Source organism: Longitalea arenae (assembly GCF_016924755.1).
GTDB classification, from domain to species: Bacteria; Bacteroidota; Bacteroidia; order Chitinophagales; family Chitinophagaceae; genus Niastella; species Niastella arenae.
Window position 1 is genome coordinate 15,300 of record NZ_JAFFJX010000001.1, and the last position, 26,279, is coordinate 41,578.

The following is a 26,279-nucleotide window of genomic DNA, read 5'->3' on the forward strand; positions in this document are numbered from 1 at the left end:
ACACTATTATCCACATTGCCCCGTTTTTATGACGTTCAAAACGAACCCCTAAACCCAATGTCTTTTTCAATGAAAAGCCGACGCATACAACGCCGTCTGTTTAACCTTTTCGCATTTGCCTGCCTGGCATTTGCCCTGTACCTGGTAGCTTTCGTAAAAGAGGAACCCCTGCAACAGGCAGATGCCGGTACTTCCCATATATCGCAGGTTGCCCATAAAGCACAGGCAGCTGCTTCTCATTGATCCAACAAAGACCATTAGGATATATAATAATTCTTCATAACCTTCCGGGGTGAAGAAGATTCCAATATTAGGTTAATTAGCCATCGGGATTATACCGGTATAACTATCGGGCCGATGGGCTAATTAACCAATTTTTTTAGCATCATAGTTCCTAACTTCGGGCATCGTGAAAATTAATCGGAGGAACTAATATGGAGAATCAATCACCTGATAAGAAAGTTTTTTTGCTCGATGCCATGGCACTTATTTTCCGTGCCTATTATGCACTTATCCGCAACCCGCGTATTACCTCAAAAGGGAAGAATACCAACGCCCAGTTTGGCTTTATCAATACCCTGCTCGACCTCATCAATAACCAGAAGCCTACCCATATGGCCGTTTGTTTTGATACGCAGGCGCCCACTGAACGGCATACCGAATTTACCGATTATAAAGCCAACCGCCAGGATGCGCCTGAAGACCTGCTGGCAGCCATTCCCGATATAAAAAAACTCATTCGCGGTTTCAACATCCCCGTGCTGGAAGTAGATGGTTACGAAGCAGACGATGTTATTGGCACCCTCAGCAAAAAAGGTGCAGCTGCCGGTTACCTCGTATATATGGTTACGCCTGACAAAGATTATGGCCAGCTCGTAGATGGCAATATTAAGATCTACAAACCCGGTTACCAGGGCAGCGAGGCCGAGATCCTCGGCGCAAAGGAAGTTTGTGAAAAGTGGAATATCAAAGAAGTGCACCAGGTAGTTGATATCCTGGGCTTAATGGGTGATGCCGTGGATAATATTCCCGGTATTGCAGGCGTAGGTGAAAAAACAGCAGCCAAACTGTTGAATGAATACGGCACGCTGGAGAATGTGCTGGAAAATGCCGATAAAATTAAAGGGGCTTTGGGCGAGAAAGTACGCAATGGAAAGAACGCTGCCATCCTTTCAAAAAAACTCGCTACCATCATCACCGATGTACCCATAGAATTTCATGAAGAAGATTTCCGGTTAAAAGAATGGAACCGCGACCTGCTGAAAGAGATCTTTATTGAACTGGAATTCAAGACCGTTGCCAAACGGGTGCTGGGCGAAGAACTTTCTATCGTTCCCGGCGCAGTGCCCCAGGGCGTTCAAACTGATCTGTTTGGCAATGCGGTAGAATCAGGAAAAACAAAGGCGGAAACCAAAGCATTAAAAACGGAAGAAGCGGCTACAGACGAAGAGCGCGCCATAGATGGCGAAATAATGCCTGCAGGCAGGAACATTCGCAATACCGCCCACCAGTACCGCACCTTGCAGGAAGAAGAGGCCATCACAAGCCTGGTAAAAGAATTGCTCGAAGAAAAAGAGATCTGTTTCGATACCGAAACAACCGGCATGGATGCCAACGATGTAGAGCTGGTAGGTATGAGTTTTTCGTTCAAACCCGGCGAAGCATATTATATTCCCTGTCCGCCCGACCAGGTTGCCACCCAAAAGATCTTGAAGCATTTTGAACCCGTCTTTAACAGGAAAGACGTACTGTGGATCGGACAGAACCTGAAATACGATATGCTGGTCTTGAAATGGTACGGTTATGAATTAAAGGGTGAAACCTTCGATACCATGCTCGCGCATTATGTTATTGAGCCCGATGGCAAGCGCAGTATGGATATGCTCAGCGCCCGCTTTCTCGGTTATGAGCCCGTGCATATAGAAGAACTGATCGGCAAAAAAGGCAAGAACCAGTTGAACATGCGCGATGTGCCGATTGAAAAGATCAGCGACTATGCCGCAGAAGACGCCGATATTACCTTACAGCTGAAACAGGTATTGACACCACTGCTGAAAAGCCGCGAAGTAGAAAAAGTATTTTACGAAGTAGAAAATCCATTGGCAAAAGTGTTGATGGACATGGAATATGAAGGTGTAAAAGTAGATGTGGATTTTCTGCGCGACTATTCAAAAGAGCTGGAGCGGGAAGCCGCCCTGGCGGAAGACCGTGTGTACGAACAGGCAGGCATAAAGTTCAATCTCGCTTCTCCCCGCCAGTTAGGCGAAGTGCTTTTTGAAAAGCTGAAGCTCGACCCGAAAGCCAGGAAAACCAAAACCGGTCAGTATGCCACCGGCGAGGATGTCTTGATGAAACTCGCGCATCAGAACAAGATCGTGGAAGATATTTTGGTGTTCCGCGAACTGACGAAACTTAAATCAACCTATGTAGATAGCCTGCCGGAGCTGATCAATCGAAAGACGGGCCGAGTGCACACCTCCTATGCACAGTCCGTTGCCGTAACAGGCCGCCTGGCCAGTAATAACCCGAATCTGCAGAACATCCCTATTCGTACAGAAAGGGGCCGCGAGATCCGTAAGGCCTTTATTCCCCGGGATAGTAACCGGGTGCTCATCTCTGCCGACTATTCGCAAATCGAATTACGCATTGTGGCCGGTATCAGCGGTGATCCCGCCATGTGCGAGGCCTTTAAAAAAGGAGTGGATATTCACACGGCCACTGCCGCCAAAGTATATGGTGTTGAAGAATCAGCCGTGACCAAGGAACAACGTTACAAGGCCAAGAGCGTGAACTTCGGTATCATATACGGCCAGGGCGCTTTTGGCCTGGCCGATAACCTGGGAATCAGCAGGACCGAAGCCAAGGAGATCATCGACAATTATAAAAAGCAGTTCTTCGGCATTCAGAAGTACATGGATGATACCATCAACTTCGCCCGGGAAAATGGCTTTGTACAAACCATCATGGGCCGTAAACGCTGGCTGCGGGATATTAATTCCAGCAATTTTACGGTTCGTGGTTTTGCCGAGCGAAATGCCATCAATTCGCCCATCCAGGGAACCGCAGCAGATATGATCAAACTGGCCATGGTCAGCATCTATCATGAATTCCGCAAACATAAATTTGAATCAAAAATGATCCTGCAGGTGCATGACGAGTTGGTTTTTGATGCAGTGAAAGAAGAAGTGGAGACCATCAAACCGATCATACTTGATTGTATGCGTAAGGCCCTGCCCCTGCCAAACGAAGTTCCTGTTGAAGCAGAAGTAGGCTCAGGCATCAACTGGCTCGAAGCGCATTAGATCTCTTAGGTGTGTACGTGTGCCATCAACCAGCTGGCGATGGCACACTTCTAAAAACGATACATTATGCAACTGCCCATCTTATCTTATGGCCATTCCGTTTTGAGAGAAAAATGCCAGGCGATTGAAGCCGGCTATCCCGGGCTTCAAAGCCTTATCGACAATATATGGGAAACCATGTACGGCGCCAATGGCTGCGGACTGGCAGCGCCACAGGTAAATGTTCCCGTACGTTTATTCCTGGTTGACAGTAAAACAACTTTCGATAAAATGACAGACGATGAAAGAAAAGAATTCTTTCATCCCGACGATACCGGCATCGTAGAAACATTTATAAATGCCACCATAGTTGACGAATCGGAAGAAACCTGGATCGATGAAGAGGGTTGCCTGAGTATACCGGCTCTTTCAGGCCGCGTAAATCGCGCCTGGAGCATTACCATGGAATATGTGAACCGGGCCTTTGAACCGCAAAAAAAGACCTTTTATGGCGCCACAGCCCGTATGATCCAACACGAATACGATCATACCGAAGGCATCCTATACCTTGACTACCTGAAACCGCTCACCCGCAAACTATTTCAGGGAAAACTGGAGAAAATAGCCAAAGGGCAGATCAGGGCAAAATACCCCATGAAGTTTGCCAGATGATTTACCGGTCTGCCAGCTGTTATGACTTCAGCATCGACGCCACTTTATTCCAGATATCTCCGGCAATGAGATCAGGCCTGCGATTGCCATCAACGATAAAAATATTTTCAACAGCGCTTAATTTCTCGAACGCTTCCATATACTTGGCCCGCACCAGCTGCAGGTTTTCGAGGGTTTCGAACAGCTCGATATTATCGCGGTTGCTATGCAGGCGCTGCATACTTATTTCGGGAGAAACATCGATAAAAATATTGACATCGGGCCGAAGGATCCCGGCGCTCATGGCGTTGGCCTGGATTACCCAGTCCATATTCATGTGTGCGCCCTGGTATGCATAGGAAGAAAAACAATAGCGGTCACAGATCACGGTGTATCCTTCTTCAAGTTTTTTGACGATACCATATGTCTCATTTAATAAATGATCCAGGCGGTCTGCTACGAACAATCCGGCAATAACGCGGTGATCCGCTTTGGCATTTCCTTTCAGAATATCTCTGATGAGTTTACCAATGGTATTATCCGTAGGCTCAAAAGTGCTGTATACTTTATGGCCCTGCCCGGCCAATTGTTCCATCAATAACTTCGTCTGGGTGCTTTTTCCGCTGCCATCGATCCCCTCCAGGGCAATAAAAAGGTTGTTCCGTTTTTTCATAACGCGCTCAAAAATACACGTAAAAGCCTATATGACAGTGGCGGAATAAGCGCCTTGTTAAAAAGTCATTAATTTATTATGGCAGAACCGTCCCTTTAACAGTTGTTTTGTCTAATATTTTGTCAAAGTGAAGATATTTCCCAAACCTTACCGAAAACTGCCGTCTAATGGTAGTAACTTAATAAAAGATTTCCCCGTTCTAAACTTTACTCAAACAATAAACTTCCCTATATGAAGATCTTTACACTGGTGGCGGTATTGCTGGGTAGCATGATCACGCACCTGGTGATGGCGCAGGAGAGCTGGCCCAAAACAGCTACGACTTCAGATGGAGCCATCATTAAACTGTATCAATGGCAACCCGATTCATTTGCCAATAATAATTTGAAGGCGCATGCTGCCATCTCGGTATTGGAAAGTGGTAAATCGGAGCCTGTTTTTGGCGTAGCCTGGTTAAAAGCCACTACTGCAACCACAGGTGCCCAGGTACAGGTTCAATCGATGTATATCACTAACATCAAACTCCCCGGGGAAAACAGTGACGATAAACTGGAAGAAATAGCCAATACCATGGAAGAAAAAGTTTCTTCCTGGAACATTTCATTCCCGCTCAGCGATCTGCAACAGTCCCTTGAGCTGAACAAACAGCAAACTGCCCTGGCCAGTCAGATCAACAACACACCACCAAAAGTCATTTACACCAATGTTCCATCCATTTTGGTTTCTATTGATGGCACGCCAAAACTTCAAACCAATAAGGAATGGGGCGTTGAAGCAGTGGTGAATACCCCTTTTGTGCTGGTGAAGAATCGCGACGACCGTTTTTACCTGTATGGCGGTAAACACTGGTATACGGCGCCTGCTGCTACAGGTCCTTATAAACTGATCACAAACATTCCTTCCAACCTCGGGAAGATCGAATCTGCGATCAAGGAAGCCGATAAAAAAAATCCGGCTGAAGGCAAAGAAACCGACGACAATACGATCTACAATATTGTGGTGACCACTGAACCCGCAGAATTGATCCAGTCGAAAGGGGAAGCTAATTTTGCGCCCCTGCCCCAAACCGGCTTGTTGTATGTGTCCAATTCGGAGAACGACATTTTTATGGACATCAACTCGCAACAGTATTATGTGTTGCTTTCGGGCCGCTGGTACCGTTCAAAAACCCTCAGCGGCAACTGGGAGTATGTTGCAGCCGACCAGCTACCGGCCGATTTTGCAAAGATCCCGAAAGGATCGCCTAAAGATAATGTGCTGGCCAGTGTAGCCGGAACAGAAGAAGCCAATGACGCCATTGCCGATGCGCAGGTGCCGCAGACCGCAAAAGTAGAACGCAATAAAGTAAGGGCCGATGTGGAATACGATGGCGACCCTGCCTGGGAAGCGATAGAAGGAACTGACATGTATTATGCCACCAATTCACCGGTGTCGGTGATCCGCTGGAGAGGCAGGTACTATTCTGTTGATAACGGGATCTGGTTCGAATCGGGCAATGCAGTTGGCCCCTGGACGGTTTGTATAAACCGCCCTTATGCGGTAGCACTTATTCCGCCCCGTTACCCGGTGTACTATATGAAATATGTTTACATCTATGATGTAACGCCCGACTATGTATACATGGGTTATACACCCGGTTATCTGAATGCTTATGTTTACGGACCAACCGTTGTATATGGAACCGGTTATTATTACCGCCCCTGGTATGGTCATTATTATTATCCGCGTCCCTACACCTGGGGATTCGGCATCCGTTACAATCCCTGGTTTGGCTGGGGCTTCGGCGTTGGATTCGGTTATGACTGGTTCAATGTTAGCATAGGTTTTGGCAATCCCTGGGGTTATTGGGGTTATGGCGGCTGGTGGGGACCACGGGTGTATCGCCCCTGCTATTATGGGCCTTCTTACCATTACCGCGGCGGATATTATGGCTATAACAGCTACCGATCGTACCGCCAATACAACAATGTAACTGTGGTAAACAACTATTATGTTAACAACAATATTTATCGCAACAGAAGCGGCATAGTAACCAGGAACAACCCGCGCAGCTACGAGCCATATCGCAATAGCCGCTATGGGGGCAACCGTTCAGATTTTGCCAATAACCGGCGCTTTGGCAATGATAACCGCGGAGGCGATAGAGATCAACGCTTTGATTTCAATAGAAGAAGCACCGATCAACAACGGAATGGCGCATTTGACCGCGACCGGTTCTCGAACCCCGAAAATCGTGTGAACAGGAACTGGAGCCGTACAGACGATAACAACAGAACCTGGAACCGGCCGGATAATAATAGCAGGACCACTACTCAGCCTCAACAAAATATCCGGGAACGGTTTAATTCACAATCATTTGGTACCAGAGACAGGGACAACGATAATGTTCGGCCCCGCCAATATAACCGGGCTGAGCAACTGGAAAACCGGCAACCAAGAAGTTTCGAACCAAGAAACTTCGACCAGAACCGGTCAATGCCCCAACGCAGTTATGAACCTTCTTCCGGCAACCGGGGTAATTTCGGCGGCAACAGGGGTTTTGAACCGCGCAGCCGCCCCAGTATGCCGCAAGGGAATATGTCGATGCCACGTGGCAACGGCGGCGGTGAAAGAGGGGCCGGCCCAAGATCTTTCAGCGGTGGTAACAGCGGTGGTGGCGAAAGGGGTGCCGGACCTAGATCCTTTAGCGGAGGCAACAACGGCGGTGGCCGCGGTTCATTTGGCGGCGGACGTCCGGAAAGAGGTAACTGACAGAACTTTATTTTTTTATATCGAGATCCTCCCGATGCCCGGGAGGATCTTTTTATTTACCAGCTAAAGTTGCAACGCTTGATAATTTCCTATAATACGGGTAGAATGATCTCATCTGCCTGCGGGAGGCATTGATTAGTAAATGATTGCTAAAGGTTTTTACCTAAACATTTCACTTTTACAGAAATATTTTTGATCTTTCGGCGTTCTTTTTACAGAAACTCGTTTCTGTAATTATACCCTTAATCTTATACTATGAAACGAATTTTGGCATGCTGCATCATTTGCTTTTTATTTATCGTCACCCTGTACGCGCAATACGACACTTCTCAATTTACGGGTGTGTGGATACTCCAGTCCGTTAAATTCAAAAGACCCGTTGATCTCAATAAAGATGGCTATCGTTCTTCAGATGCTTTCTGGGAATTTGATGAATGCAGAAAAGACCAGCAAATGGAATTGCTTCCTGATTACAATGCTAAAACCTATTACGGTAGCAACAGAACCGGCTGCACCAATGAAATAAAACAATACAAATGGAATCTCAAGGAAGAACTGGTTAAAGAAGTGAAATATGAATTGGGCAAAAGAGTGGTGGACGAAAGAAGGCCAACCGTGCTTAAGTTAAATGAAGCCACCGGCAACGATGCAAAAGTATTCGTGGTGATCGGCGTTGATGAAAATAACCTTACGCTGAAAGGACTGGTTAACACCGGAAAGAATTCAACCGAAGAAGCGATCATGATCTACCGCAAACGAAAAAAATAAGCAGAGTTACTGATATAAGGACCGCTATTGTAAACGGCTATCTGTGATGTACATAGATGGCCGTTTTTATTTGATATTGAAAGTATGCTGTAATTTCACAGTATTATGAAGCCTGTGATCATATACTGTTATGACGCTTATTGCAACTGGTGTTACGGATTCAGTCCGGTTATGGAACAAATTGCCAAAGACTTTACTGACAAGGCAGATTTCGAAGTGCTCTCGGGTGGTATGATCCTTCCTGAAACACCCAAACCCATCAGTGTGATGGCTGAGTATTTCCTGAATAATTGTAAAACAGTTTCATCGCTTACAGGTGCCGCATTTGGGGATGATTTTCTATGGCATATAAAGAACCCCGGGTTGAGCGACTGGTTTCCAAACTCTGAAAAGCCGGCCATTGCGTTGTGTATATTTAAAGAATTTCATCCCGGCCGGCAGGTCGCATTTGCAGCCGATCTGCAATATGCCTTACAATACGAAGGGCGAGACCTGTGCGACAACGAAGCCTACAGGCATTTACTGCAGAAATATGCAATACCAGCTGATGAATTTTATAGCCTGCTAAAAGATCCGGCATATAAGGAAAAAGCCTATCATGAATTCAGTGTGTGCCGGCAATTGCAGGTAACCGGTTACCCGGCAGTATTATTGCAGGTAAATGAATCGAAGTATATGATGCTGGCATCTGGTTATACAACGTATGATGTATTGCGGGAACGGATCCTGACTGCATTGCAGGGTTTACAGGCTTAACTACAAAAACAATCATATGATCGTTACAATAACAATGAATCCGGCGGTTGACAAAAGTACGGTTGTTGATAAACTGGTGCCGGAGAAAAAAATGCGTTGCGGCGAACTCATTGCAGAAGCGGGTGGTGGCGGTATTAACATCAGTAAAGCTATAAAAGAACTGGGAGGCACATCGCTGGCGGTGTTTCCTTCCGGCGGCATGAATGGCAAACTCATTGAAAACTATCTTACCGCGCGGCAGATCAATTTTAAAAGTATCCCTGTAAAACACGAGACCCGCGAGAACATTGTAGTACGCGAAACAACTACCAATTCACAATACCGTTTTGTTATGCCCGGCGCTTCGCTTTCAGAGGAAGAAGCCGAATCCTGCTTCGAGTTACTGCAGCAGTTGGAACCCCGGCCAAGTTGTATTGTGGCCAGCGGCAGCCTGCCTCCGGGTTTACCAGAAAACTTTTTCGGACAGTTGGCCAAAGTGGTGAAAAAGCTGAATGCCCGCTATATCATAGATACCTCTGGCCAACCTTTACAGCTGGCAGCCAAAGAAGGCGCGTACCTGTTAAAACCCAATTTAACCGAGTTATGTGCGCTGGTGGGTAAAGAACACCTGGAAGTAAATGAAGTGGATGATGCGGCCATGGAGGTCATTAAAGCGGGCCGTTGCGAGGTAATGGTGGTTTCCATGGGCCCTTCGGGCGCCCTGATGGTTAGCCGCGATGGCTGTGAACATGTTCCCACCCCCACTGTAAAAAAACAAAGCACCGTAGGAGCCGGCGATAGTATGGTGGCAGGGATGATATGGATGCTCGAACAAGGGAAATCCTTGTCAGAAGTGGTGCGCTTTGGCGTAGCCTGCGGAACCGCAGCAACCATGAACCCCGGCACGCAATTGTTCAGAAAAGAAGATGTGTTCCGCCTCTACGACTGGATAAATAAATATGCCGACAAATACAAAATGAAGCTGGATTGAATCGAATGGCAATAGGCAACCAGCCCTTAATAAGGGATTGTTAAGCCGAGACCGGCAAACAAAAAACTGTGAACTGTGAACTTTGAACTGTTTTTTGTTACCACCGGTTTTTCATTTTTGCCAAATGCTTCTAATTTGGCAAAAATTCCTTGCATGAAGAAGCTGACAGTTCTGGCCAGCGCCATTTTGAGCCTCTCCGCGGCCATTGCGCAAACGGCGCATATGGATTTTGAAAAATATTCACCCACCTCTACGCTGGTAGTGCCGGAGCATAAAGTAAGCCGCTCCCGTTTTCCGTTTATCGATGTGCACAACCACCAGCGCAGTATGTCAGCAGGCGATCTCAGGAACCTGGAAAAAGAAATGGATAAGCTGAATATGGCAGTGATGGTAAACCTCAGCGGCGATAATGGAAGCAGGCTTCAAAACAAGATCGACAATATCCGCTCAACCAGTCCAAAACGATTTATTGTTTTTGCGAATGTAAATTTTAATGGCGTCGGTGAACCGGGCTGGACGGAAAAAGCCGTAAAGCAACTGGAAGAAGATGTGAAGTATGGCGCCAATGGATTGAAAGTCTTTAAAAACCTCGGGCTTTCCGTAAAAGACAATACGGGCAAACGGGTATCTGTAGATGATCCGCGGCTCGATCCCATTTGGGCGAAATGTGGTGAATTAAAGATCCCGGTACTTATACATACTGCCGATCCCAAACCTTTCTGGGATCCGGAAGATGAGCACAACGAACGCTGGCTCGAGATCACGTCGCATCCCGCGCGCAAAAGAAGCGATACCGATCCGGCTCCCTGGGAAGTATTGATCGAAGAACAACACCGCATGTTTAAAAAACACCGGCGCACTACTTTTATCGCGGCCCATTTTGGCTGGTACCCCAATAACCTGCCGAAGCTGGGAAAATTGTTGGATGAAATGCCAAACGTAGTAGTAGAATTCGGCGCTGTGATCGCAGAGCTTGGCCGCCAGCCCCGGATGGCTCGTCAGTTCTTTGAGAAATACCAGGATCGCATCCTATTCGGGAAAGACAGCTGGGTGCCGGAAGAATATGCGACCTATTTCAGGGTGCTGGAAACAGAAGACGAGTATTTCCCTTACCATAAAAAATACCACGCTTTCTGGGCCATGTATGGCATGGGGCTTCCTGACGCCATTCTGAAGAAAATATATTATAAGAACGCCCTGCGGATCATTCCGAATATCGATAGTTCGCAGTTCCCTGATTAAAAGAAAGTAGACAATAGCAAGTGGCTGGCAGGAAATTATTCGTTCAATGTTCACTTCACTCGACTATAAACAAAATCCGACCCCATTTCCCTGCCATTTTTACTACCCTCTATGCGTGCGCGTAAAATGGATGCTGAGACCAGCTCATAAATTACCCGCTGCGGATAAACGTGTGCGGCATTCTCAAATACATAGCGGTTATTATTGTACGATATCAGCTTAAAAACAACGGGCTGATGATCATTCTGATCATGTACAACCGGCGTGTAAAAAATGGCATTGTCCTGGAAAGAAATGGTCACCTGTTCAAGTACCATGGTATCGCTGCCTTTGACCCGGAAGCTGCGGCCGGAAAGCAGGCTATCGTTCATTGTGTCCCATGCTTCGTATAAGGCGCCGCGTGGGGTATCCATTTTCCATAAACCGGATAAACCAAAGAGCGGTTTGAATTCTTTTCCCGACCAGGCGGCTTGTTGTGCAAATGACACATGCATACATGTTAGCAGCAGCCCGATAAAACAAATTGTTCTTCCCATAAATGCAGGGTTTTGAATGGTGTATTGAAGGTACAAAGGTTTGAACTATGGAGGCTTTTCATCCTGCCGCAATCCGGCTTCGTCCTGCTATTAGTTGATATTGATCAGTTTTCACATTGGCGCTTTTTTTGATAATGTATTTTTATAAAAACTAACAGTTATGAAAAAACTTGCCGTCACGGCTTCCGCCGTACTATTTGTCATCAATAGTTTTACTGCCAGTGCCCAATCACAGGATCAACAGAAGGCCTGGGCCGATTACATGACGCCTGGCGAGGTGCATAAGATGATGGCCAAATGGGATGGAAAATGGAAAGAAGATGTTACCTTCTGGATGCAGCCTGGTGCAGCACCCTCTAAAAGTACCGCAACCTGTGTAAATAAAATGGTGATGGGCGGCCGCTACCAGCAAAGCACCCACACCGGTAATATGATGGGCCAGCCGTTTGAGGGATTGGGCACACTGGGCTGGGACAATGCCCGGAAAATGCTCGTCAGCACCTGGATAGACAATATGGGAACCGGCATTATGTATATGGAAGGGCCCTGGGATAATGCTACCAAAACAGCCACGCTCAAAGGCAAAACTACCGACCCCATGACAGGCAAGGAAATGGATGTTAAACAAACTTTTTCGGTAGTGAACGACAACACCCAAAAAATGGAAATGTTTATGATGCAGGACGGCCAGGAATTCAAGACCATGGAGATCACCTTTACGCGGACCAAATAATTAGTTGAACATCGATCAACAAAACGTCCCGCCCTGTAAGGAGCGGGACGTTTTGTTGATGGTATATCTTTCCAGCCGGTCATGGTTCCGCGACTAACTATTCAACATCTCCTTCAGTTGCAGGTTCTTATTCCGCAGATCAATGCCCCCTTCTACGATCGACTTCAAATTGGCCAGGTAAAAGGTCCAGCCGGTTTTGCAGCCCACATGGAAATTTTGTTTTCCTGCATCATCGGTGGGTATGTCTTCCTGTACCAGCTCGACGATATGTTCGCCCTCTTCGTTCTTGATTCGAACGGTACAATTGCCCGCTTTGCCGAAGCTGAACTTAAAAAGGTCTTTGTTATTCGCCTCCAGCACCTGCCCGTATTCAACAGATGTGTCAGGATAACCATGCCATAGCCATTTATAGGTATCGCCTACAGTCACCTGCTCATCCCTGTCTTTTTCTTCGCCATTTTTCTGCTTATACTCACTCAGGCGAACAAACCAGCTTTCCATACCATTGCGGGTCGTCCACGCCCGGTATAAAGTTTCAACCGGTGCACTTACATTAATGCGTACAACAAACCGGCTCCAATCGATAGTTGACATATGAATTTGTTTTAATTTCTTTGCATCCGACTAACGCCACGCTCCAATAATTGCCCCCATCAAGACCAGTGCCACAACACTATAAAACCCATTAATAAATATCAACCGCCACGACTTGAATTCGAAAAGGCTATGGATCGCAATTGCGCAGAAGGTCCAGATGCCGGCCAGGAAACCCGCTGTGGCGCCCCAGGCAATATCGGCTTTGGGAGCACATTGGGCCGGACAATCTGCCGGCGTAGCCAGGAACATGGCAAGGTTAGCAGCCATCAATAAGGAGAAGATGAGGGTATACCCAAAGATCTTTCCCTTATTACCACCTTTCCTGATCTGTTCTTCCGTAAAATTATTGTCCTTCATCCATGCCTTCCCAAATAAACCCGGCGAATACCATATGCCCCCAACAACAAATGAAGAGATCCCGGCAACCAGAACAGCCCACCAGTTAATTACAGGCATTATCATAAGCATATCATTTTTGAAAAACACTGTTAGCGGCTAAGCAGGGATTGATCGTATAACCTTTTTCTCATGGCTGATAAATACTTAGCCCTAACAGGTTTTTAAGGTTATTTCAAATCTATTTGCTAATTTTTACGCCCGCAACTAAAAAGGAATCAGGCTGGAAAAGCAGGCGATAAATAGTACTAATAAGCCGATCAAAAAAACAACAGGCGCCGACCGGTTAAACGATATCGGTTTCAGGGTGATCCTTATCCCTGCCTTTGGTGTGGTTATTCCTTTGGTCACCGGCATGATCAATCAACAGGAATTCTCGCCATGGAAAGTTAAACTCAGTATTCTTTTTACGATCGGTATTGCCTTTCTGATCTGGGAAGGGAACCGCTTTTTGCTTTTCACTTTACGCAGTTATTTCGACTGGTTCAATAAACCGGTCCGTAAAATTGCCGTGCTTGTGCTATCGGTGTCGTTCTATACGATACCCATCAGCGCTTTGCTGCTGGTGATCTGGTATCAGATCTTTAATGATGGAAAAGTGAATTGGGATACCATCACCACCACCACCCTTGTTATCATGATCTGCGTGCTGTTCATCACGCATATTTATGAAACCGTTTTTTTGGTGCGTGAAGCGGAAACTGAAAAACTAAAAAAAGAACAGCTGGAAAGGGCCCGGGCAGAAGCGGAATTGGAAGCGCTCAAAAACCAGATAGACCCGCATTTCATCTTCAATTCGCTCAACGCCTTGTCGCACCTTATTGAAAAAGATCCGCCGAAAGCACGGCGCTTCAATGATAACCTGGCCGATGTTTATCGTTATATACTTCAAAACAAAGCCCGTGAATTGGTGCTGCTTCATGAAGAAATGCTATTTTTAAACGACTATTTTTCTTTGCTGAAGATCCGCTTTGAACAGGCGGTGCAATTACAGGTGAATATCAACCCGGCACTGTTTGAACAATACCTTATCCCACCCATTTCGTTGCAGATTTTGGTAGAGAATGCCATTAAGCACAATGAATTCTCAGATGCCATTCCTTTGGTAATTACCATCGACATGCAAAACGATGAATTGATCATCCACAACCAGGTGCGGAAAAAAATATTAAGAAAAACGTCTTCGCGTATTGGTTTATATAACCTGGGCGAACGTTATAAACTAACCACCAGCAAAGAGATCAGTGTGATGGAGTCAGGGAGTGATTTCACCGTATCGCTACCGGTGCTAAAAATTGCATAATCCTGAAACCTGAGTTCCGGCCAGCCTGGCCAGCGGCCAACTGGCTGAACACAATAAATAATTTTCAAATGAAATGTGTCATTATTGAAGATGAGAAACCGGCAGCGGAAAAACTGCTGAGTTTACTGGCCTTAACAGATCAACCGGTAACGGTTGAGGTGGTGCTGGGCAGTGTGCAGGAAGCTATTGAGTGGTTGCGGGAACATGCCAGCCCGGAATTGATCTTTATGGATATTGAGCTCAGTGATGGCCTGTCGTTTAAGATCTTTGAACACATAAATATTGAATGTCCCGTTATTTTTATCACAGCTTATGACGAATACTGGCAGGAAGCGTTTGAGTATAACAGTATCGATTATCTGCTGAAGCCGGTAAAACCAGAAAAGCTGGAAGCGGCCCTTAACAAGTACCAAAAGCTGAAACAGCATTTTACGGCCAACTACCAGGCGCTGGCCAACTGGCCGCTGGCACAGCCCCAGGGCGGTTATAAAAAGCGGTTCCTGGTAAAACGGGGAACCGATTATATCAGTATTAAAACGGAAGAGATAGCTTACTTCTATGCCACGCATAAGCTGGTTTGCATGGTTGATAGCGCCGGACAGAAATTTATCATGGATCAATCGCTGGCCGATATTGAGACCCAGGTGGATCCAGCCGTTTTTTACCGGGTTAACCGAAAATACCTGGTGAATATGAGCGCCATCAAACGGATCAAGACCTATCCCAAAAGCAAGCTCTTGCTGGAAGTAACGCCGCTGGTGACGGAAGATATTATTATCAGCCAGGAAAATGCCGCCGCCTTTAAGCAATGGATGGGGCAGTGAGGCAATGTGCTGATTTGCTGATGTGCTAATGTGCTAATGTGCTAATGTGCTGATTTGCTAATGTGCTGATGAAATACAGGGAATACAAAGGGTTAGCCAGTTAAAATAGTGAGAGGCCCATTGACGATTGACCATTCACCAATAAAAAACCCCGATAATATGAAACTACCGGGGTACATCCTATAACGTGTGCATCAAAGCCATTAATTATTGCTACCGCCGCCGCGGTTGCCGCCACCACCCCCACCGCGTTGCGGACGGGTTGTGGGCTCTATTTCATCTTTCCACTTCTTGTATTGATCTTCGGTAAAGATTTTTTTGAGCTTTTCATCGCGTTCACCGGCCAGTTTCATCATTTTCTCGCGGATCGCTTCCCGGTCAGGGGCGCCACCGCCTGCCCGCATTTCTTCAAATACCTTTTGCTGAGCTCTGAAATAGTCTATAAAGGCGCTGTCGCTTTTAGTGGTCTGCTCTGAGTTTAGTTTGAGATCGGTCAGTTTTTCTTTGACCATCTTTAATCTTTCTTCAGGAGTACGGCGGAAACCGCCCCCGCCGCCCTGGGCATGTACGGCTAAAACACCGGTTATGGCAATCGCCAGCAATAAGGTCGCTTTTTTCATGCTATGAGATTTAGTTTAATGTAATCGTATAATTGATTGGATGCCGCTTCGGGTAAAAACCTGCGCAGTTGAAAAAATTATTGGCCTGAATGCAAAAAAGCAGGAAAAGTGCCCAATTGGCCAAAATGCCGCCCCATGCGGCTGTTCAGGCCGGCTATTGCCCTAAAATAATCGCCCGGCGGCCGGAATCCCGGGTCTGTCAGGCCCACCGCCTATCTTTCAGCGTATTTTGGAACAGCGTTTGCCAAATTCAGATTATCTTGCAACTCCTTAAAAAATTTGTATTGATATGGAATACGCTAAAATTGTTGCTGTAACGGGTTTACCAGGATTATTCGAATTGGTGAGCAGTAAATCTGATGGCGCTATTGTACGGTCACTGGAAGACAAAAGCACAAAATTTGTTTCAAGCAGGGTGCATAACTTTTCTCATCTTGAAAGCATTGAAGTATATACAGTTCGGGACAATGTAAACCTGGTAGATATTTTCACTGCCATGGATCAGAGCGGTGAAAAAACACCTGATGAAAAAGACAATGCAGCTGTTAAAAAGTATTTCGAGAAAGTATATCCCGACCTCGATTTCGACCGCGTATACTCCAGCGATATGAAGAAAATGGTGAAGTGGTTTGGCGTACTGAAATCTAATAATATTGAGATCAAACTAAGAGAAGCGGCTCCTGAGGAAGAACAGGTAGAAGAAGCAGTTGTAGTGGAAGAAACTGCGGCTGCCGCAAAAGATGAAAAGCCTAAAGCTGCTAAAAAGGAAAAAGAGGCAGCAGGCGAAGAAGAAAAGAAAGAAGCGGCTCCCAAGAAAAAAGCAGCGCCCAAAGCCAAAAAAGAGGAAGGCGAAAGCGACGGTGAAGAAAAGAAAGAAGCTGCTGCCAAGAAAAAAGCAGCCCCTAAAGCCAAAAAGGAAGAGGGTGATGCTCCTGAAGAAGCACCAGCTAAAAAGAAAGCGGCTCCTAAAAAAGACGCCAAAAAGTAATTTAGCAAACTTTAATAAACTAAAGCTACAGGCTGCTGGTTTTATTACCTGAAGTTTGTAGCTTTCTTATTTTAAAAAAGTGATCCAATGAATTATACTGCAGACATAAAAAAATTGCCCCGGCACTTTTTACCGGCAGATTTTACCGTAACTACCTGGGACAATCTTGAACCTTATTTTAAAAATTTACTCGACAGGCCCATTCAGTCAAAAGCTGACCTGGAAAAATGGCTGCACGATATGAGTGAGCTGGAAGCGGTGGTAAGCGAAGACGCCTGCTGGCGCCAGATCAAAATGACCTGCGATACCGAGAACAAGGCGCTGGAAGAGGCATTTGTATTTTTTGTAACAGAAATACAACCCAAAATTCAGCCCTATGCTGATAAACTGAATAAAAAACTGGTTGAAAGCCCCTTTGTAACGGAGCTTGATCAGAAAAAATATTTTACCTACCTGCGCAGTGTTCGAAAAAGCATCGAGCTGTTCCGGGAAGAAAATATTCCCCTGCAATCTGAACTGGCTGTACTGGCGCAGCAGTTTGGGACCATTGCCGGTAAAATGACGGTTGAAGTAAACGGTAAGGAATACACCTTGCAACAGGCTTCCAAATTCCTTGAAAGCCATGACCGCAACTTGCGCGAAAGCGTTTACCGTAAAATAAACGAACGCAGACTGCAGGATAAAGAAGCACTCAACGACCTGTATACGCAGTTGATCCGCAAAAGACACCAGGTAGCGATCAATGCCGGCTTTGAAAACTATCGTGATTATAAATTCAAAGAGCTGGGCCGCTTCGATTATACAAAAGAAGACTGCTTCCAGTTTCATGAAGCGGTTAAACAACATATTCTGCCGCTGGTAAATGTGATCAACGAACGGAAAAAGAAAAAACTGAACCTGCCTACTTTACGCCCCTGGGATTCGGAAGCAGAGCCGGAAGGCGTTCAGCCACTCAACCCGTTCAGTTCAGGCAATGAATTATTGGAAAAAAGCATTCAGTGTTTTGACCGGGTGCATCCCTTCTTTGCCAATTGCCTGCGCAAAATGGGTGAAATGAAACACCTCGACCTCGATAGCCGGAAGGGTAAAGCACCAGGCGGCTATAATTGCCCGCTGGCTGAAACAGGCGCCCCGTTTATTTTTATGAATGCGGCCGGACAAATGAGCGATGTTACTACCATGGTGCACGAAGGCGGCCACGCGGTACATTCGTTTCTCGCCCATCCATTGGAGTTAACCTCTTTTAAAGAATACCCTATGGAGATTGCCGAGGTGGCCAGCATGACGATGGAATTATTCAGCATGGATGCCTGGGATGTTTTCTTCGATAAAGAAGAGGATCTCATCCGGGCAAAAGAGCACCAGCTGGAAAGAGTGATCACCATCTTCCCATGGATTGCCACCATTGATAAATTCCAACACTGGGTATATGAGAATCCCAACCATACCGTGGAAGAAAGAGCAGCAAAATGGATGGAGATCCTGAATGAATTCTCAAGCCCTGTAATTGACTTTGACGGGCTTTCGGAATACCGAACTTATGCGTGGCAGCGACAGCTACACCTGTTTGAAGTTCCCTTGTACTATATTGAATATGGAATTGCCCAATTAGGCGCCATTGGTTTGTGGATGCAATTCAGGAAAGACAAAACAGCTGCCATAAACAACTATGTAAATGCCTTGCAACTGGGAGGTACCCGAACATTGCCGGAACTGTACAGTGCAGCCGGACTTGTATTTAATTTTTCGCCGGATTACATTAAGCAGTTAATGCAATTTGTAAAGGCCGAGATGGACAAACTAAACGTTCATCCCTAGCCGGAAAAAAAATACCCAGTTCATGGTATGCGAAATATTAATTCATTCTATTATATTTGTAACACTAAATGTATATTGATAAGGTAGTTACGCTACCCGACATCATAAAATAGCTACTAATCAGAGCCTTAACCAAAAGTCCCGGTGTTTCTACATCGGGGCTTTGTTTTTTGAGGCATTTAACGATTTGTTAAAACTGTCTATCCCGCCACAATTAAACCGCCCCAACGTTTCGTTTCATCTAAGCAAAATTGATTAAGCTTTGATATTTAGTAAATGCTTTTGATTGTCCTGTAATCAGCCGGGTTAGTTGTTGCAAAAATTTATTAAGTCCGGTTAGGTAATACCGCGATACACGCTGATCAGCCGATACACCGTTACCGGACAACCGGAGATCTGAACTTAATGACGGCGGTCAATTTTTTAACGGCATTCCTTACACAGACCCGTTACCACCATCTGGTATTCATGTGGCAAAAAGCCAACGGGCAATTTAACTTCAGGAACCGTTACATCGGCGAGGCAAATGGTTTTGCCGCATATGGAGCAAATAAAGTGCACATGATTATCGTGGTGATGGCCTTCGCTGCAATCATCTTTGCAAAGCGCGTATAATACCGAATTATCAGGAGTGGGTATAGAGTGGATGATGCCTTTTTCCAGAAAGGTTTGCAGGGTACGATAGACTGTAACGCGGTCGAATTTTTCACCGGTCTTCTTCTCAATATCGCCATGCGCAAGCGCCCCGTTGCTCATTAGGAACAGTTCCAGGATCCGCTTACGGCTACCGGTCACACTCAATTGATTTTTGCGAAGTATTTCGTCTATCTGCGCTTCCATCATTAAAAACATTAAACATCGCAGTATTTAACTGCCGAACATATTGTTAGAAAATCGTTCCTGCGTATTTCTTTCCTTCAACAACCGCTTTATATCTGTTTTCAATTCTTCTATTTCGTCTTTTTTTAACCCGTCATATATTTTCCGCACGCGCCCGGTACGGTCGACCAGTGCAAAAAACTGCGTATGCAGGAACTGGTCATTGAGGTTTTGCAGGTTGTTCTTTGGATCATCGAGCAAATAGCTGTTGCGGGCGGCCTGGTACAGGCTGTCTTTTCTGCCTGTTACAAAAACCCATTTTTGTGTATTCACTTTCATACTGTCGGCATACCATTTTAACCGCGCCGGATTATCGGTATCAGGGTCTACGGTGTGCGACAGGATCATGAAACCGGGCTCGTCTTTATAGGCATCGTAGACCTTTTTCATATTAGTGTTCAGCATGGGGCAAATACTGGGACAGGTGGTAAAAAAATACTCTGCCACATACACCTTGCCTTCCATATGGCGCTCGGTCACCAACTGCCCATCCTGATTGGTAAAGCTGAAAGGTTGAACCCGATTCACCACCGGCAACTTCACTTCGCCATAACCCGGTATTACCTGGGTAAGAGCCACATAAAAAGCGATTACCAAAACCACAAAAAAGCCAATATAAAAGATCAGTTTCCGGCGCATATCATCTATAATTTTTCAGGCAACAAAGGTACGGCTACCCGTTTCGCTGTCAATGAATTTATTTTATAACGAATCTTTTTGCAACAAAGTTGCATGTGATTCGATTTACTTCTTATCTTCGGGCCATGAATTTTAGAGTAAACTGGGATGCGATGGGTGTGGCGGCTTCTCTGGCCTGCGCTATCCATTGTGCTATCTTGCCCCTTGTGTTAACCAGTTTGCCTGTTTTAGGCATAAACATCATTGAAAATGAAGCTTTTGAATATTTTATGATCCTGCTGGCCATGGGCATCGGCATCTATTCCCTGCGCCATGGTTATAAAAAGCATCATCACAGCACCGTTCCCATCATCATTTTCGCCCTGGGTATTACCGGCCTGATCGCCAAGCAAATATGGCATCAATACCAGTTGTGGATCCTGCCCTTTGCCGTATTGATGATCGTAACCGCTCATTTAATGAACTTCAGGGCCTGCCGGGTGCATAACCACGCCCATGAGGACGATTGCGATCACTAAAGGTCCGGCTCCTCCTCATTTGATCCCTTCGGCCCCTTTTCTGCCTGCTGGCTTCCGTTGCCCGTTCACCGGGTTTATCCTTCACGGTCTAAAGATTTTCAAAATAAGAAACAATTGCAGCAGGCATTTGTTATTTTTGTAATCAACTTAAAAGAAGGAAGTATCATGATCAAAACAGGAAATCCTGTCATTAGTATTTATACTGAAATGACGCCTAACCCGGAAACCATGAAGTTTGTGGCCAATAAGTTATTGTACCCGGGCAAAAGCATCGATTTTCCGGATGTGGAAAATGCCAAGCCTTCGCCGCTGGCTACCGAACTCTTTGGTTTCCCCTTTATAAAAGCAGTATTTATTGCCAGCAACTTTGTAACGCTTACAAAAACGGCTGAAACCGAATGGAATGATGTCATTCCTACCATTCGTCAGTTCTTAAAAGAATACCTGGAAGAAAATAAAGTGGTGATCAATGAAGAAGAGATCGCTACCATTAAACAGGAAAGCACCAATATAGTGGCTGCTGATGACGATGATGTGGTTAAGCGGATCAAAGAATTGCTGGAGAACTATGTAAAACCGGCTGTAGAAATGGATGGCGGCGCCATTCAGTTCAAAAGCTATAGCGACGGTGTTGTAAACCTCATGTTGCAGGGTTCCTGCAGTGGTTGCCCATCATCGATGATCACTTTAAAAGCAGGTATCGAAGGCATGATGAAGCGGATGATCCCTGAAGTTAAAGAGGTAGTGGCAGAAGCAGAATAATTTATTCTGTTAACATATTTAACGTGTATTTTAAACCTTCCCCAAAAGGGAAGGTCTTTTTTTGTACATAGGTGAAGTCAGAGATTGTGATTGAGAAGGACCTTTGATCGGGGTTGACCGTTTTTCGATTAAACCATTATCCGCTGAAATCGTCAAACAAGAACTACAGCAGTACTAATCGTACCGCCCCGGGTTTTACCCCCTTATCTGAACAGCTAAAATTTTAATGGCATTGATTTGTTTTAACCAGCAGCGTTTTTTCGATGCCGCCGGTTGAAAGGGCAAGTTATGTCATAACCCAAAAACAACTATTTATTTAACTAAAATCAAGATTTATGAAAGTACAGATCCTGTTTATTACTACTGCAGCAGCGGCTATGATCACCACCGTTTCAAAAGCACAGCTTGGCCTGGGCGCTAGCACTTCAGCCACCCTGCGGTCTGCTACCAGTATTAATACCAGTGGTGCGGGCGCAGCCCTTCACCAAACCCGTACCGCTGTTCAAAGCAGTTCGCAACAAACAGTGAACACAACAAGATCAGTGACAGCGAATACAGTGGCTGCAACCAAAAAAGGCGTAGCCAATACTACTCAGAATAACGCCGTGCACGTAAATGCCGGCGCTACTGTACAAGGCAATTCAGGCACATCAGCAGCTGCCCTAACGAGTGATAATGCCGTAGGTGTAGCTGCAGGCACTGATAAAGCCGTTTCAGTAAACGCCGCAGCCAATAGCCAGGCAACAGAAACCGTGAGTAGTGCTGCCGTTGAAAAAGTTCAACATACAAAAGAGAGCGCCCTTACAAAAACCCGGCAAACCGCCGGTAAAGTAAGATCAACTACCGCCAACACAGCGAGTGTTGTAAAAGAAACAGCTTCCAATACCTCAGTATCATCTTCTACAGCAGTGAGCAATGAGACTTCGGTAAATACCAGCAAGCAATAATTGCCCTATTGATAACGAAACCTTCCCGGTACGGTACCGGGAGGGTTTATTACCTCCGCACTTGAATTCGTGTTATGAAAAAACTAACTACCCTTCTTTTGCTGGCGCTTCTTACTATAACACTACAGGCGCAGCAGGCAGATTCGATTACGACCAAAAAGAAAATAACACTTACAACCGGGGTTTCTTTTAATTCAGGCCTTAATTATTATGGCCGAACCGACAGCCTGAAAAGCCGGGGTATTTATCCGTTTGTTGGCATTACTTTTCGCAGTGGATTGTACCTTTTCTCCAATTTCATTTTTGTTAATAATGCAGCAGCCACCACTTATGCGGCCACCACGGTTGAAGCCGGCTATAAATTCAAAAACAAAAAAGAAAATTTCAGGGGGAATATCTTCGGATCCCGCTTTTTTTATAATTCCGATATAAGTCTGGTGCAATCGGTGCTAAAGGGACAAGCGGGCTTTAACCTGATCCAAACCAATAAAATTCTTGGTATATACGGCGGCGCCGATGCAAAATTCAGTGATAAAACTGATCTTGGCCTGTATGCCGGGATCGATCATTCCTTCCGCATCGACTCTGTTGGCAAGAGAGGCGTGATCGTGATCGCTCCTGCTGCCTACAGCTATTTTGGTACCCAGCGGTTTACCAAAACATGGCTGCAACAAAAAAGATTCCTGTTCTTACCGGTTGGCGAACAAACAGTAACTGCCAGCAGCAGCCGTTTCAGCCTTTTGTCGTATGAGCTAAGCTGTCCGGTCATTTATGGCATCGGCAACATGAACATCATTATAACACCTGCATATGTTCTTCCGCAAAATGTAATTGCAGCCAATGGCCAGTCTGTGCAGGAAGCCGGTAACCTGTTTTACACTACTGCAACGGTTCGCTTCGATCTTTAAACATGCCTTTTTATAAGCCCAACTTGGCGGTGTAGCAGGAATGCAGTAAATTCAATAAAACAGCGGGTTTATGACCGTACTGTATATTTTGGGCGCATTGGTGGTAGTGACGGTGCTACTGTTGATCATCGCCCTGTTTTTACCAAACGGGTACTTTATAGAGAAATCAGCCATCATAAAAAAGCCATGTGATTTTGTAATGGATAAAGTGGCTGACTTCCAAAATCATATTCTGTGGAACTCATGGCATCCAAAGGGTGCCGGCAAAGACAACTCCATTACGGGACTTGCGAAAAGACCCGGGCACAAATATTCATGGAAAGGAACTAAGATCGGCACAGGCAGCCTCACCCTGCGCGATATTGATGACAGGCATATTCACTTTGATCTTGAATTTATAAAACCGGTAAGAACCATCGCCCGTGATAACTGGCTTTTTGAAGAATGGGGCTCCGATGAAACCAAAGTAACCTGGCAGAATTTCGGAGCGCTGCCATACCCCGTAGGCCGTTTAATAGGGTATATGCTGCATAAAAACCTAGACGCCCAGATCAGCGAAGGATTGAAGAACCTTAAAAAGTTTTGTGAACTGTACGACGGCACTATTGCGGTACGGCATTTTTAAAGATCTTTATGGCCATCGTTGGGAATAACCGCATCAGATGTAAGGCCATCCATTCCTGTGATAATGGCCGCCCCACAAATTTTTCAAATTTTCCCTTTTGAACAGCGCGTATTATTTGTTGAGCCGTTTTATCAGCCGGAAATCCATGTCCAATATTCTTACCCAGCTCATTCAACTTCCCGCCCGTAGCAGTAACCGCATTTAAAGAAACCTGGGTACGGATATAACCCGGCAGGATCAGGGTGACCTTGATATTATCCTTCCATACCTCGGCCCGTAAACAATCAAAAAAGCCATGCAGGGCATGTTTGGCAGCGGCATATGCCGAACGCATGGGCGTTCCTATTTTTCCCATTACACTGCTGATCACCACAAACTGGCCGGTTTTGCGCTGCTGCATGTGCGGCAATAATAACCTGGTGAGTTCTATATAGCTGAAATAATCCACTTCCATTACCTTCCGCTGCACGGCAGGCAGGGTGTCTTTTACCGTAGACCGCTGGCTGATGCCGCCGTTATGGATCATAATATCGATCTGTGAAAATGCGGCAATGGCTTCTTCTACCTTTGGGGGGAAAGAAGCTGCAGCTTCCAGATCGAGCGGCAGCACATAGATATTGGCTGTGCCAGCCTGTTGCTGCACCCGTTTCAATTCCTCGGCACGCCGGGCCGAAATAATGATCCTGGCCCCCTGTTTCGCCAGTTCATAGGTAAGCGCTTCGCCAATGCCCGAAGAGGCGCCGGTGATCCAAACGGTCTTATTGGTAAAATAACTCAATGGATAAAATTTTAATGGCCAAAGATCGGAAACCGCCATCAAAGTGCAGAAAATGCCCGCTGGTAATTATAGGGCAATAGAACTATCTTGCGCTTTTTTACAGCATGACATACGAAGAAATTGTAAAGCAATTTGTCGACGGTATGCGCAATACCACGCTGCCCGAATACATCGCTGTATTTGCAGGAATAGCAAGCGTATGGTTCTCCCGCATTGAGAACATCTGGGTATATCCCGTGGGACTCATCAGTACCGTCATTTATATATTTCTGAGTGTGGAGGGCAGCCTGTATGGCGAAGCGAGCGTTAACCTCTACTACACCATCATGAGCATTTACGGCTGGATCCTGTGGCTGAAAAAAGACAAGCAGCATCATTACGTGGTAACTGTACAATTTTCAACCCGCCGTGAATGGATGCAACAGCTGCTGTTCTTTGCCTTTTTTTATATTGCCATCTTCAGCGCACTGACCTGGCTTAAGCATGCATTTTATTCGGCCACCATTCCCTGGGCCGATGCCTTCGCTTCCGCAACCGCATTCACGGGCATGTGGCTTATGGCCAAAAAGAAGGTTGAAAGCTGGTACTGGTGGATCGCGACCAATATCGCCTCCATTCCATTATATTTTGTGAAGCAATATGTGTTTACCAGTGTCTTTTATTTTGTTCTGTTTATAATGGCCGTATTCGGATTGCTGGAATGGAAAAAACGCGCCAGGAATTTGAAGTTAAAATAGGGGGAATGAAAAAGATAGTTGTCATAGGTCCGGAATCAACGGGGAAAAGTACCTTGAGTGAACAGCTGGCCGCATATTATAAGACCAGTTGGGTGCCTGAATATGCCCGGGAATATCTGCTGCAGTATGGGACTAACTATACCTATGATGACCTGCTCACCATTGCCAAAGGCCAGTTGGCACTGGAAGAAAGCTATATCGAAAAAGCGAAAGCGTCAAAACTGCTTTTTATTGACACAGATCAGTATGTAATGAAAGTATGGTGTGAATTTGTATTTGGCAAGTGCCATCCCTGGATACTTGATCAGATTACAAAAAGGAAATATGATTTATACCTTTTATGCAATATTGATCTGCCCTGGACAAAGGATGCTTTACGCGAGTATCCCGACCTTGAACCGCGCAAACAGTTATATAGTATTTACAAGACTATTCTCTCGAATCAATCTGTACCCTGGGTGGAGATCTCAGGGAATTATGATGAACGGTTACAAAAAGGCATTCAGGCGGTGAATGATTTATTTCTGAAGTAGAACAGTTTTTATAGTTGCTATGTTGTTGTAGTAGGCAAAACGCGCT

Annotated in this window: 28 protein-coding genes; 20 read left to right on the forward strand and 8 right to left on the reverse strand. The window is 45.7% G+C overall.

Going from position 1 to position 26,279, the window contains the following annotated elements; genetic code table 11:
• Positions 1–69: 69 nt before the first annotated feature.
• From JT717_RS00060 to def, 3 genes are all read left to right on the forward strand, one after another.
• Positions 70–243 (forward strand): hypothetical protein, encoded by a 174-nt coding sequence (locus tag JT717_RS00060; RefSeq protein ID WP_205507963.1) that lies wholly within the window; start codon positions 70–72, stop codon positions 241–243.
• Between the two features lie 191 nt (positions 244–434).
• On the forward strand, positions 435–3,302 hold the full coding sequence (gene polA / locus JT717_RS00065) for a DNA polymerase I (RefSeq protein WP_205507964.1): 2,868 nt from the start codon (positions 435–437) through the stop codon (positions 3,300–3,302).
• Between the two features lie 66 nt (positions 3,303–3,368).
• Positions 3,369–3,953: a peptide deformylase gene (gene def / locus JT717_RS00070; protein WP_205507965.1), complete on the forward strand. Its 585-nt coding sequence runs from the start codon at positions 3,369–3,371 to the stop codon at positions 3,951–3,953.
• A 19-nt stretch (positions 3,954–3,972) separates the two neighbouring features.
• Here def and tmk read toward each other — a convergent pair whose 3' ends face one another.
• Positions 3,973–4,605, reverse strand: coding sequence for a dTMP kinase (tmk, locus tag JT717_RS00075; protein ID WP_205507967.1), 633 nt, complete (start codon positions 4,603–4,605; stop codon positions 3,973–3,975).
• Between the two features lie 231 nt (positions 4,606–4,836).
• Between tmk and JT717_RS00080 the strand changes: the two genes are divergently transcribed.
• From JT717_RS00080 to JT717_RS00100, 5 genes are all read left to right on the forward strand, one after another.
• Entirely contained in the window at positions 4,837–7,356 is a 2,520-nt protein-coding gene (locus JT717_RS00080) for a hypothetical protein (protein ID WP_205507968.1), read from the forward strand.
• Between the two features lie 255 nt (positions 7,357–7,611).
• Positions 7,612–8,124 carry a hypothetical protein gene (locus JT717_RS00085; RefSeq protein WP_205507971.1) on the forward strand — a complete coding sequence of 171 codons (513 nt, stop codon included), beginning with the start codon at positions 7,612–7,614 and terminating at the stop codon, positions 8,122–8,124.
• Positions 8,125–8,229: 105 nt separating this feature from the next.
• The gene (locus JT717_RS00090) at positions 8,230–8,880 is read left to right on the forward strand and encodes a DsbA family protein (RefSeq protein ID WP_205507973.1); all 651 of its coding nucleotides are present in this window, start codon (positions 8,230–8,232) and stop codon (positions 8,878–8,880) included.
• 16 nt (positions 8,881–8,896) lie between these two features.
• Positions 8,897–9,850, forward strand: coding sequence for a 1-phosphofructokinase family hexose kinase (locus tag JT717_RS00095; RefSeq protein WP_205507974.1), 954 nt, complete (start codon positions 8,897–8,899; stop codon positions 9,848–9,850).
• 153 nt (positions 9,851–10,003) lie between these two features.
• A complete protein-coding gene (locus tag JT717_RS00100) occupies positions 10,004–11,092 on the forward strand; it encodes an amidohydrolase family protein (protein WP_205507976.1) in 1,089 nt (362 codons plus the stop codon).
• Positions 11,093–11,142: 50 nt separating this feature from the next.
• Here the strand turns inward: JT717_RS00100 and JT717_RS00105 are convergent, their stop codons facing one another.
• Entirely contained in the window at positions 11,143–11,628 is a 486-nt protein-coding gene (locus JT717_RS00105; RefSeq protein ID WP_205507978.1) for a DUF6265 family protein, read from the reverse strand.
• A 160-nt stretch (positions 11,629–11,788) separates the two neighbouring features.
• Here JT717_RS00105 and JT717_RS00110 point away from each other — a divergent pair, with 160 nt between their 5' ends.
• Positions 11,789–12,361: a DUF1579 domain-containing protein gene (locus JT717_RS00110; RefSeq protein WP_205507980.1), complete on the forward strand. Its 573-nt coding sequence runs from the start codon at positions 11,789–11,791 to the stop codon at positions 12,359–12,361.
• Between the two features lie 93 nt (positions 12,362–12,454).
• Here the strand turns inward: JT717_RS00110 and JT717_RS00115 are convergent, their stop codons facing one another.
• Entirely contained in the window at positions 12,455–12,955 is a 501-nt protein-coding gene (locus tag JT717_RS00115) for an SRPBCC family protein (RefSeq protein ID WP_205507982.1), read from the reverse strand.
• A 30-nt stretch (positions 12,956–12,985) separates the two neighbouring features.
• Positions 12,986–13,420: a DUF1761 domain-containing protein gene (locus JT717_RS00120; protein ID WP_205507984.1), complete on the reverse strand. Its 435-nt coding sequence runs from the start codon at positions 13,418–13,420 to the stop codon at positions 12,986–12,988.
• A gap of 241 nt (positions 13,421–13,661) precedes the next feature.
• Between JT717_RS00120 and JT717_RS00125 the strand changes: the two genes are divergently transcribed.
• A complete protein-coding gene (locus tag JT717_RS00125) occupies positions 13,662–14,657 on the forward strand; it encodes a sensor histidine kinase (protein ID WP_369411676.1) in 996 nt (331 codons plus the stop codon).
• A gap of 68 nt (positions 14,658–14,725) precedes the next feature.
• Positions 14,726–15,481, forward strand: coding sequence for a LytR/AlgR family response regulator transcription factor (locus tag JT717_RS00130; protein ID WP_205507986.1), 756 nt, complete (start codon positions 14,726–14,728; stop codon positions 15,479–15,481).
• Positions 15,482–15,684: 203 nt separating this feature from the next.
• On the opposite strand, the gene JT717_RS00135 is transcribed toward JT717_RS00130, so the two are convergent.
• Complete coding sequence (locus tag JT717_RS00135) at positions 15,685–16,101, reverse strand: hypothetical protein (RefSeq protein WP_205507988.1); 417 nt, start codon at positions 16,099–16,101, stop codon at positions 15,685–15,687.
• Positions 16,102–16,390: 289 nt separating this feature from the next.
• Here JT717_RS00135 and JT717_RS00140 point away from each other — a divergent pair, with 289 nt between their 5' ends.
• Both JT717_RS00140 and JT717_RS00145 read left to right on the forward strand, forming a co-directional pair.
• Positions 16,391–17,089: a DUF5606 family protein gene (locus tag JT717_RS00140; RefSeq protein WP_205507989.1), complete on the forward strand. Its 699-nt coding sequence runs from the start codon at positions 16,391–16,393 to the stop codon at positions 17,087–17,089.
• Positions 17,090–17,176: 87 nt separating this feature from the next.
• Complete coding sequence (locus JT717_RS00145) at positions 17,177–18,907, forward strand: M3 family oligoendopeptidase (protein WP_205507990.1); 1,731 nt, start codon at positions 17,177–17,179, stop codon at positions 18,905–18,907.
• 423 nt (positions 18,908–19,330) lie between these two features.
• On the opposite strand, the gene JT717_RS00150 is transcribed toward JT717_RS00145, so the two are convergent.
• Positions 19,331–19,759: a Fur family transcriptional regulator gene (locus tag JT717_RS00150; RefSeq protein ID WP_240347763.1), complete on the reverse strand. Its 429-nt coding sequence runs from the start codon at positions 19,757–19,759 to the stop codon at positions 19,331–19,333.
• A gap of 15 nt (positions 19,760–19,774) precedes the next feature.
• Positions 19,775–20,425, reverse strand: a complete 651-nt coding sequence (locus JT717_RS00155; protein WP_205507991.1) for an SCO family protein — start codon at positions 20,423–20,425, stop codon at positions 19,775–19,777.
• A gap of 125 nt (positions 20,426–20,550) precedes the next feature.
• Here JT717_RS00155 and JT717_RS00160 point away from each other — a divergent pair, with 125 nt between their 5' ends.
• The 5 genes from JT717_RS00160 to JT717_RS00180 all read left to right on the forward strand — a co-directional run bounded on the left by JT717_RS00160 (position 20,551) and on the right by JT717_RS00180 (position 24,185).
• Entirely contained in the window at positions 20,551–20,943 is a 393-nt protein-coding gene (locus JT717_RS00160) for a MerC domain-containing protein (protein WP_205507992.1), read from the forward strand.
• Positions 20,944–21,108: 165 nt separating this feature from the next.
• Positions 21,109–21,705, forward strand: coding sequence for a NifU family protein (locus JT717_RS00165; protein ID WP_205507993.1), 597 nt, complete (start codon positions 21,109–21,111; stop codon positions 21,703–21,705).
• Positions 21,706–22,040: 335 nt separating this feature from the next.
• A complete protein-coding gene (locus tag JT717_RS00170; RefSeq protein ID WP_205507994.1) occupies positions 22,041–22,652 on the forward strand; it encodes a hypothetical protein in 612 nt (203 codons plus the stop codon).
• 74 nt (positions 22,653–22,726) lie between these two features.
• Positions 22,727–23,560 carry a hypothetical protein gene (locus JT717_RS00175; RefSeq protein WP_205507996.1) on the forward strand — a complete coding sequence of 278 codons (834 nt, stop codon included), beginning with the start codon at positions 22,727–22,729 and terminating at the stop codon, positions 23,558–23,560.
• 70 nt (positions 23,561–23,630) lie between these two features.
• A complete protein-coding gene (locus tag JT717_RS00180) occupies positions 23,631–24,185 on the forward strand; it encodes an SRPBCC family protein (protein WP_205507997.1) in 555 nt (184 codons plus the stop codon).
• On the opposite strand, the gene JT717_RS00185 is transcribed toward JT717_RS00180, so the two are convergent.
• On the reverse strand, positions 24,163–24,963 hold the full coding sequence (locus tag JT717_RS00185; RefSeq protein WP_205507999.1) for an SDR family oxidoreductase: 801 nt from the start codon (positions 24,961–24,963) through the stop codon (positions 24,163–24,165). The genes JT717_RS00180 and JT717_RS00185 overlap by 23 nt on opposite strands.
• Before the next feature lie 104 nt (positions 24,964–25,067).
• On the opposite strand from JT717_RS00185, the gene pnuC reads away from it, so the two are divergent.
• Both pnuC and JT717_RS00195 read left to right on the forward strand, forming a co-directional pair.
• Positions 25,068–25,700, forward strand: coding sequence for a nicotinamide riboside transporter PnuC (pnuC, locus tag JT717_RS00190; RefSeq protein WP_205508000.1), 633 nt, complete (start codon positions 25,068–25,070; stop codon positions 25,698–25,700).
• A gap of 5 nt (positions 25,701–25,705) precedes the next feature.
• Positions 25,706–26,233, forward strand: a complete 528-nt coding sequence (locus JT717_RS00195; RefSeq protein ID WP_205508001.1) for an AAA family ATPase — start codon at positions 25,706–25,708, stop codon at positions 26,231–26,233.
• The last annotated feature ends 46 nt before the right edge of the window (positions 26,234–26,279 follow it).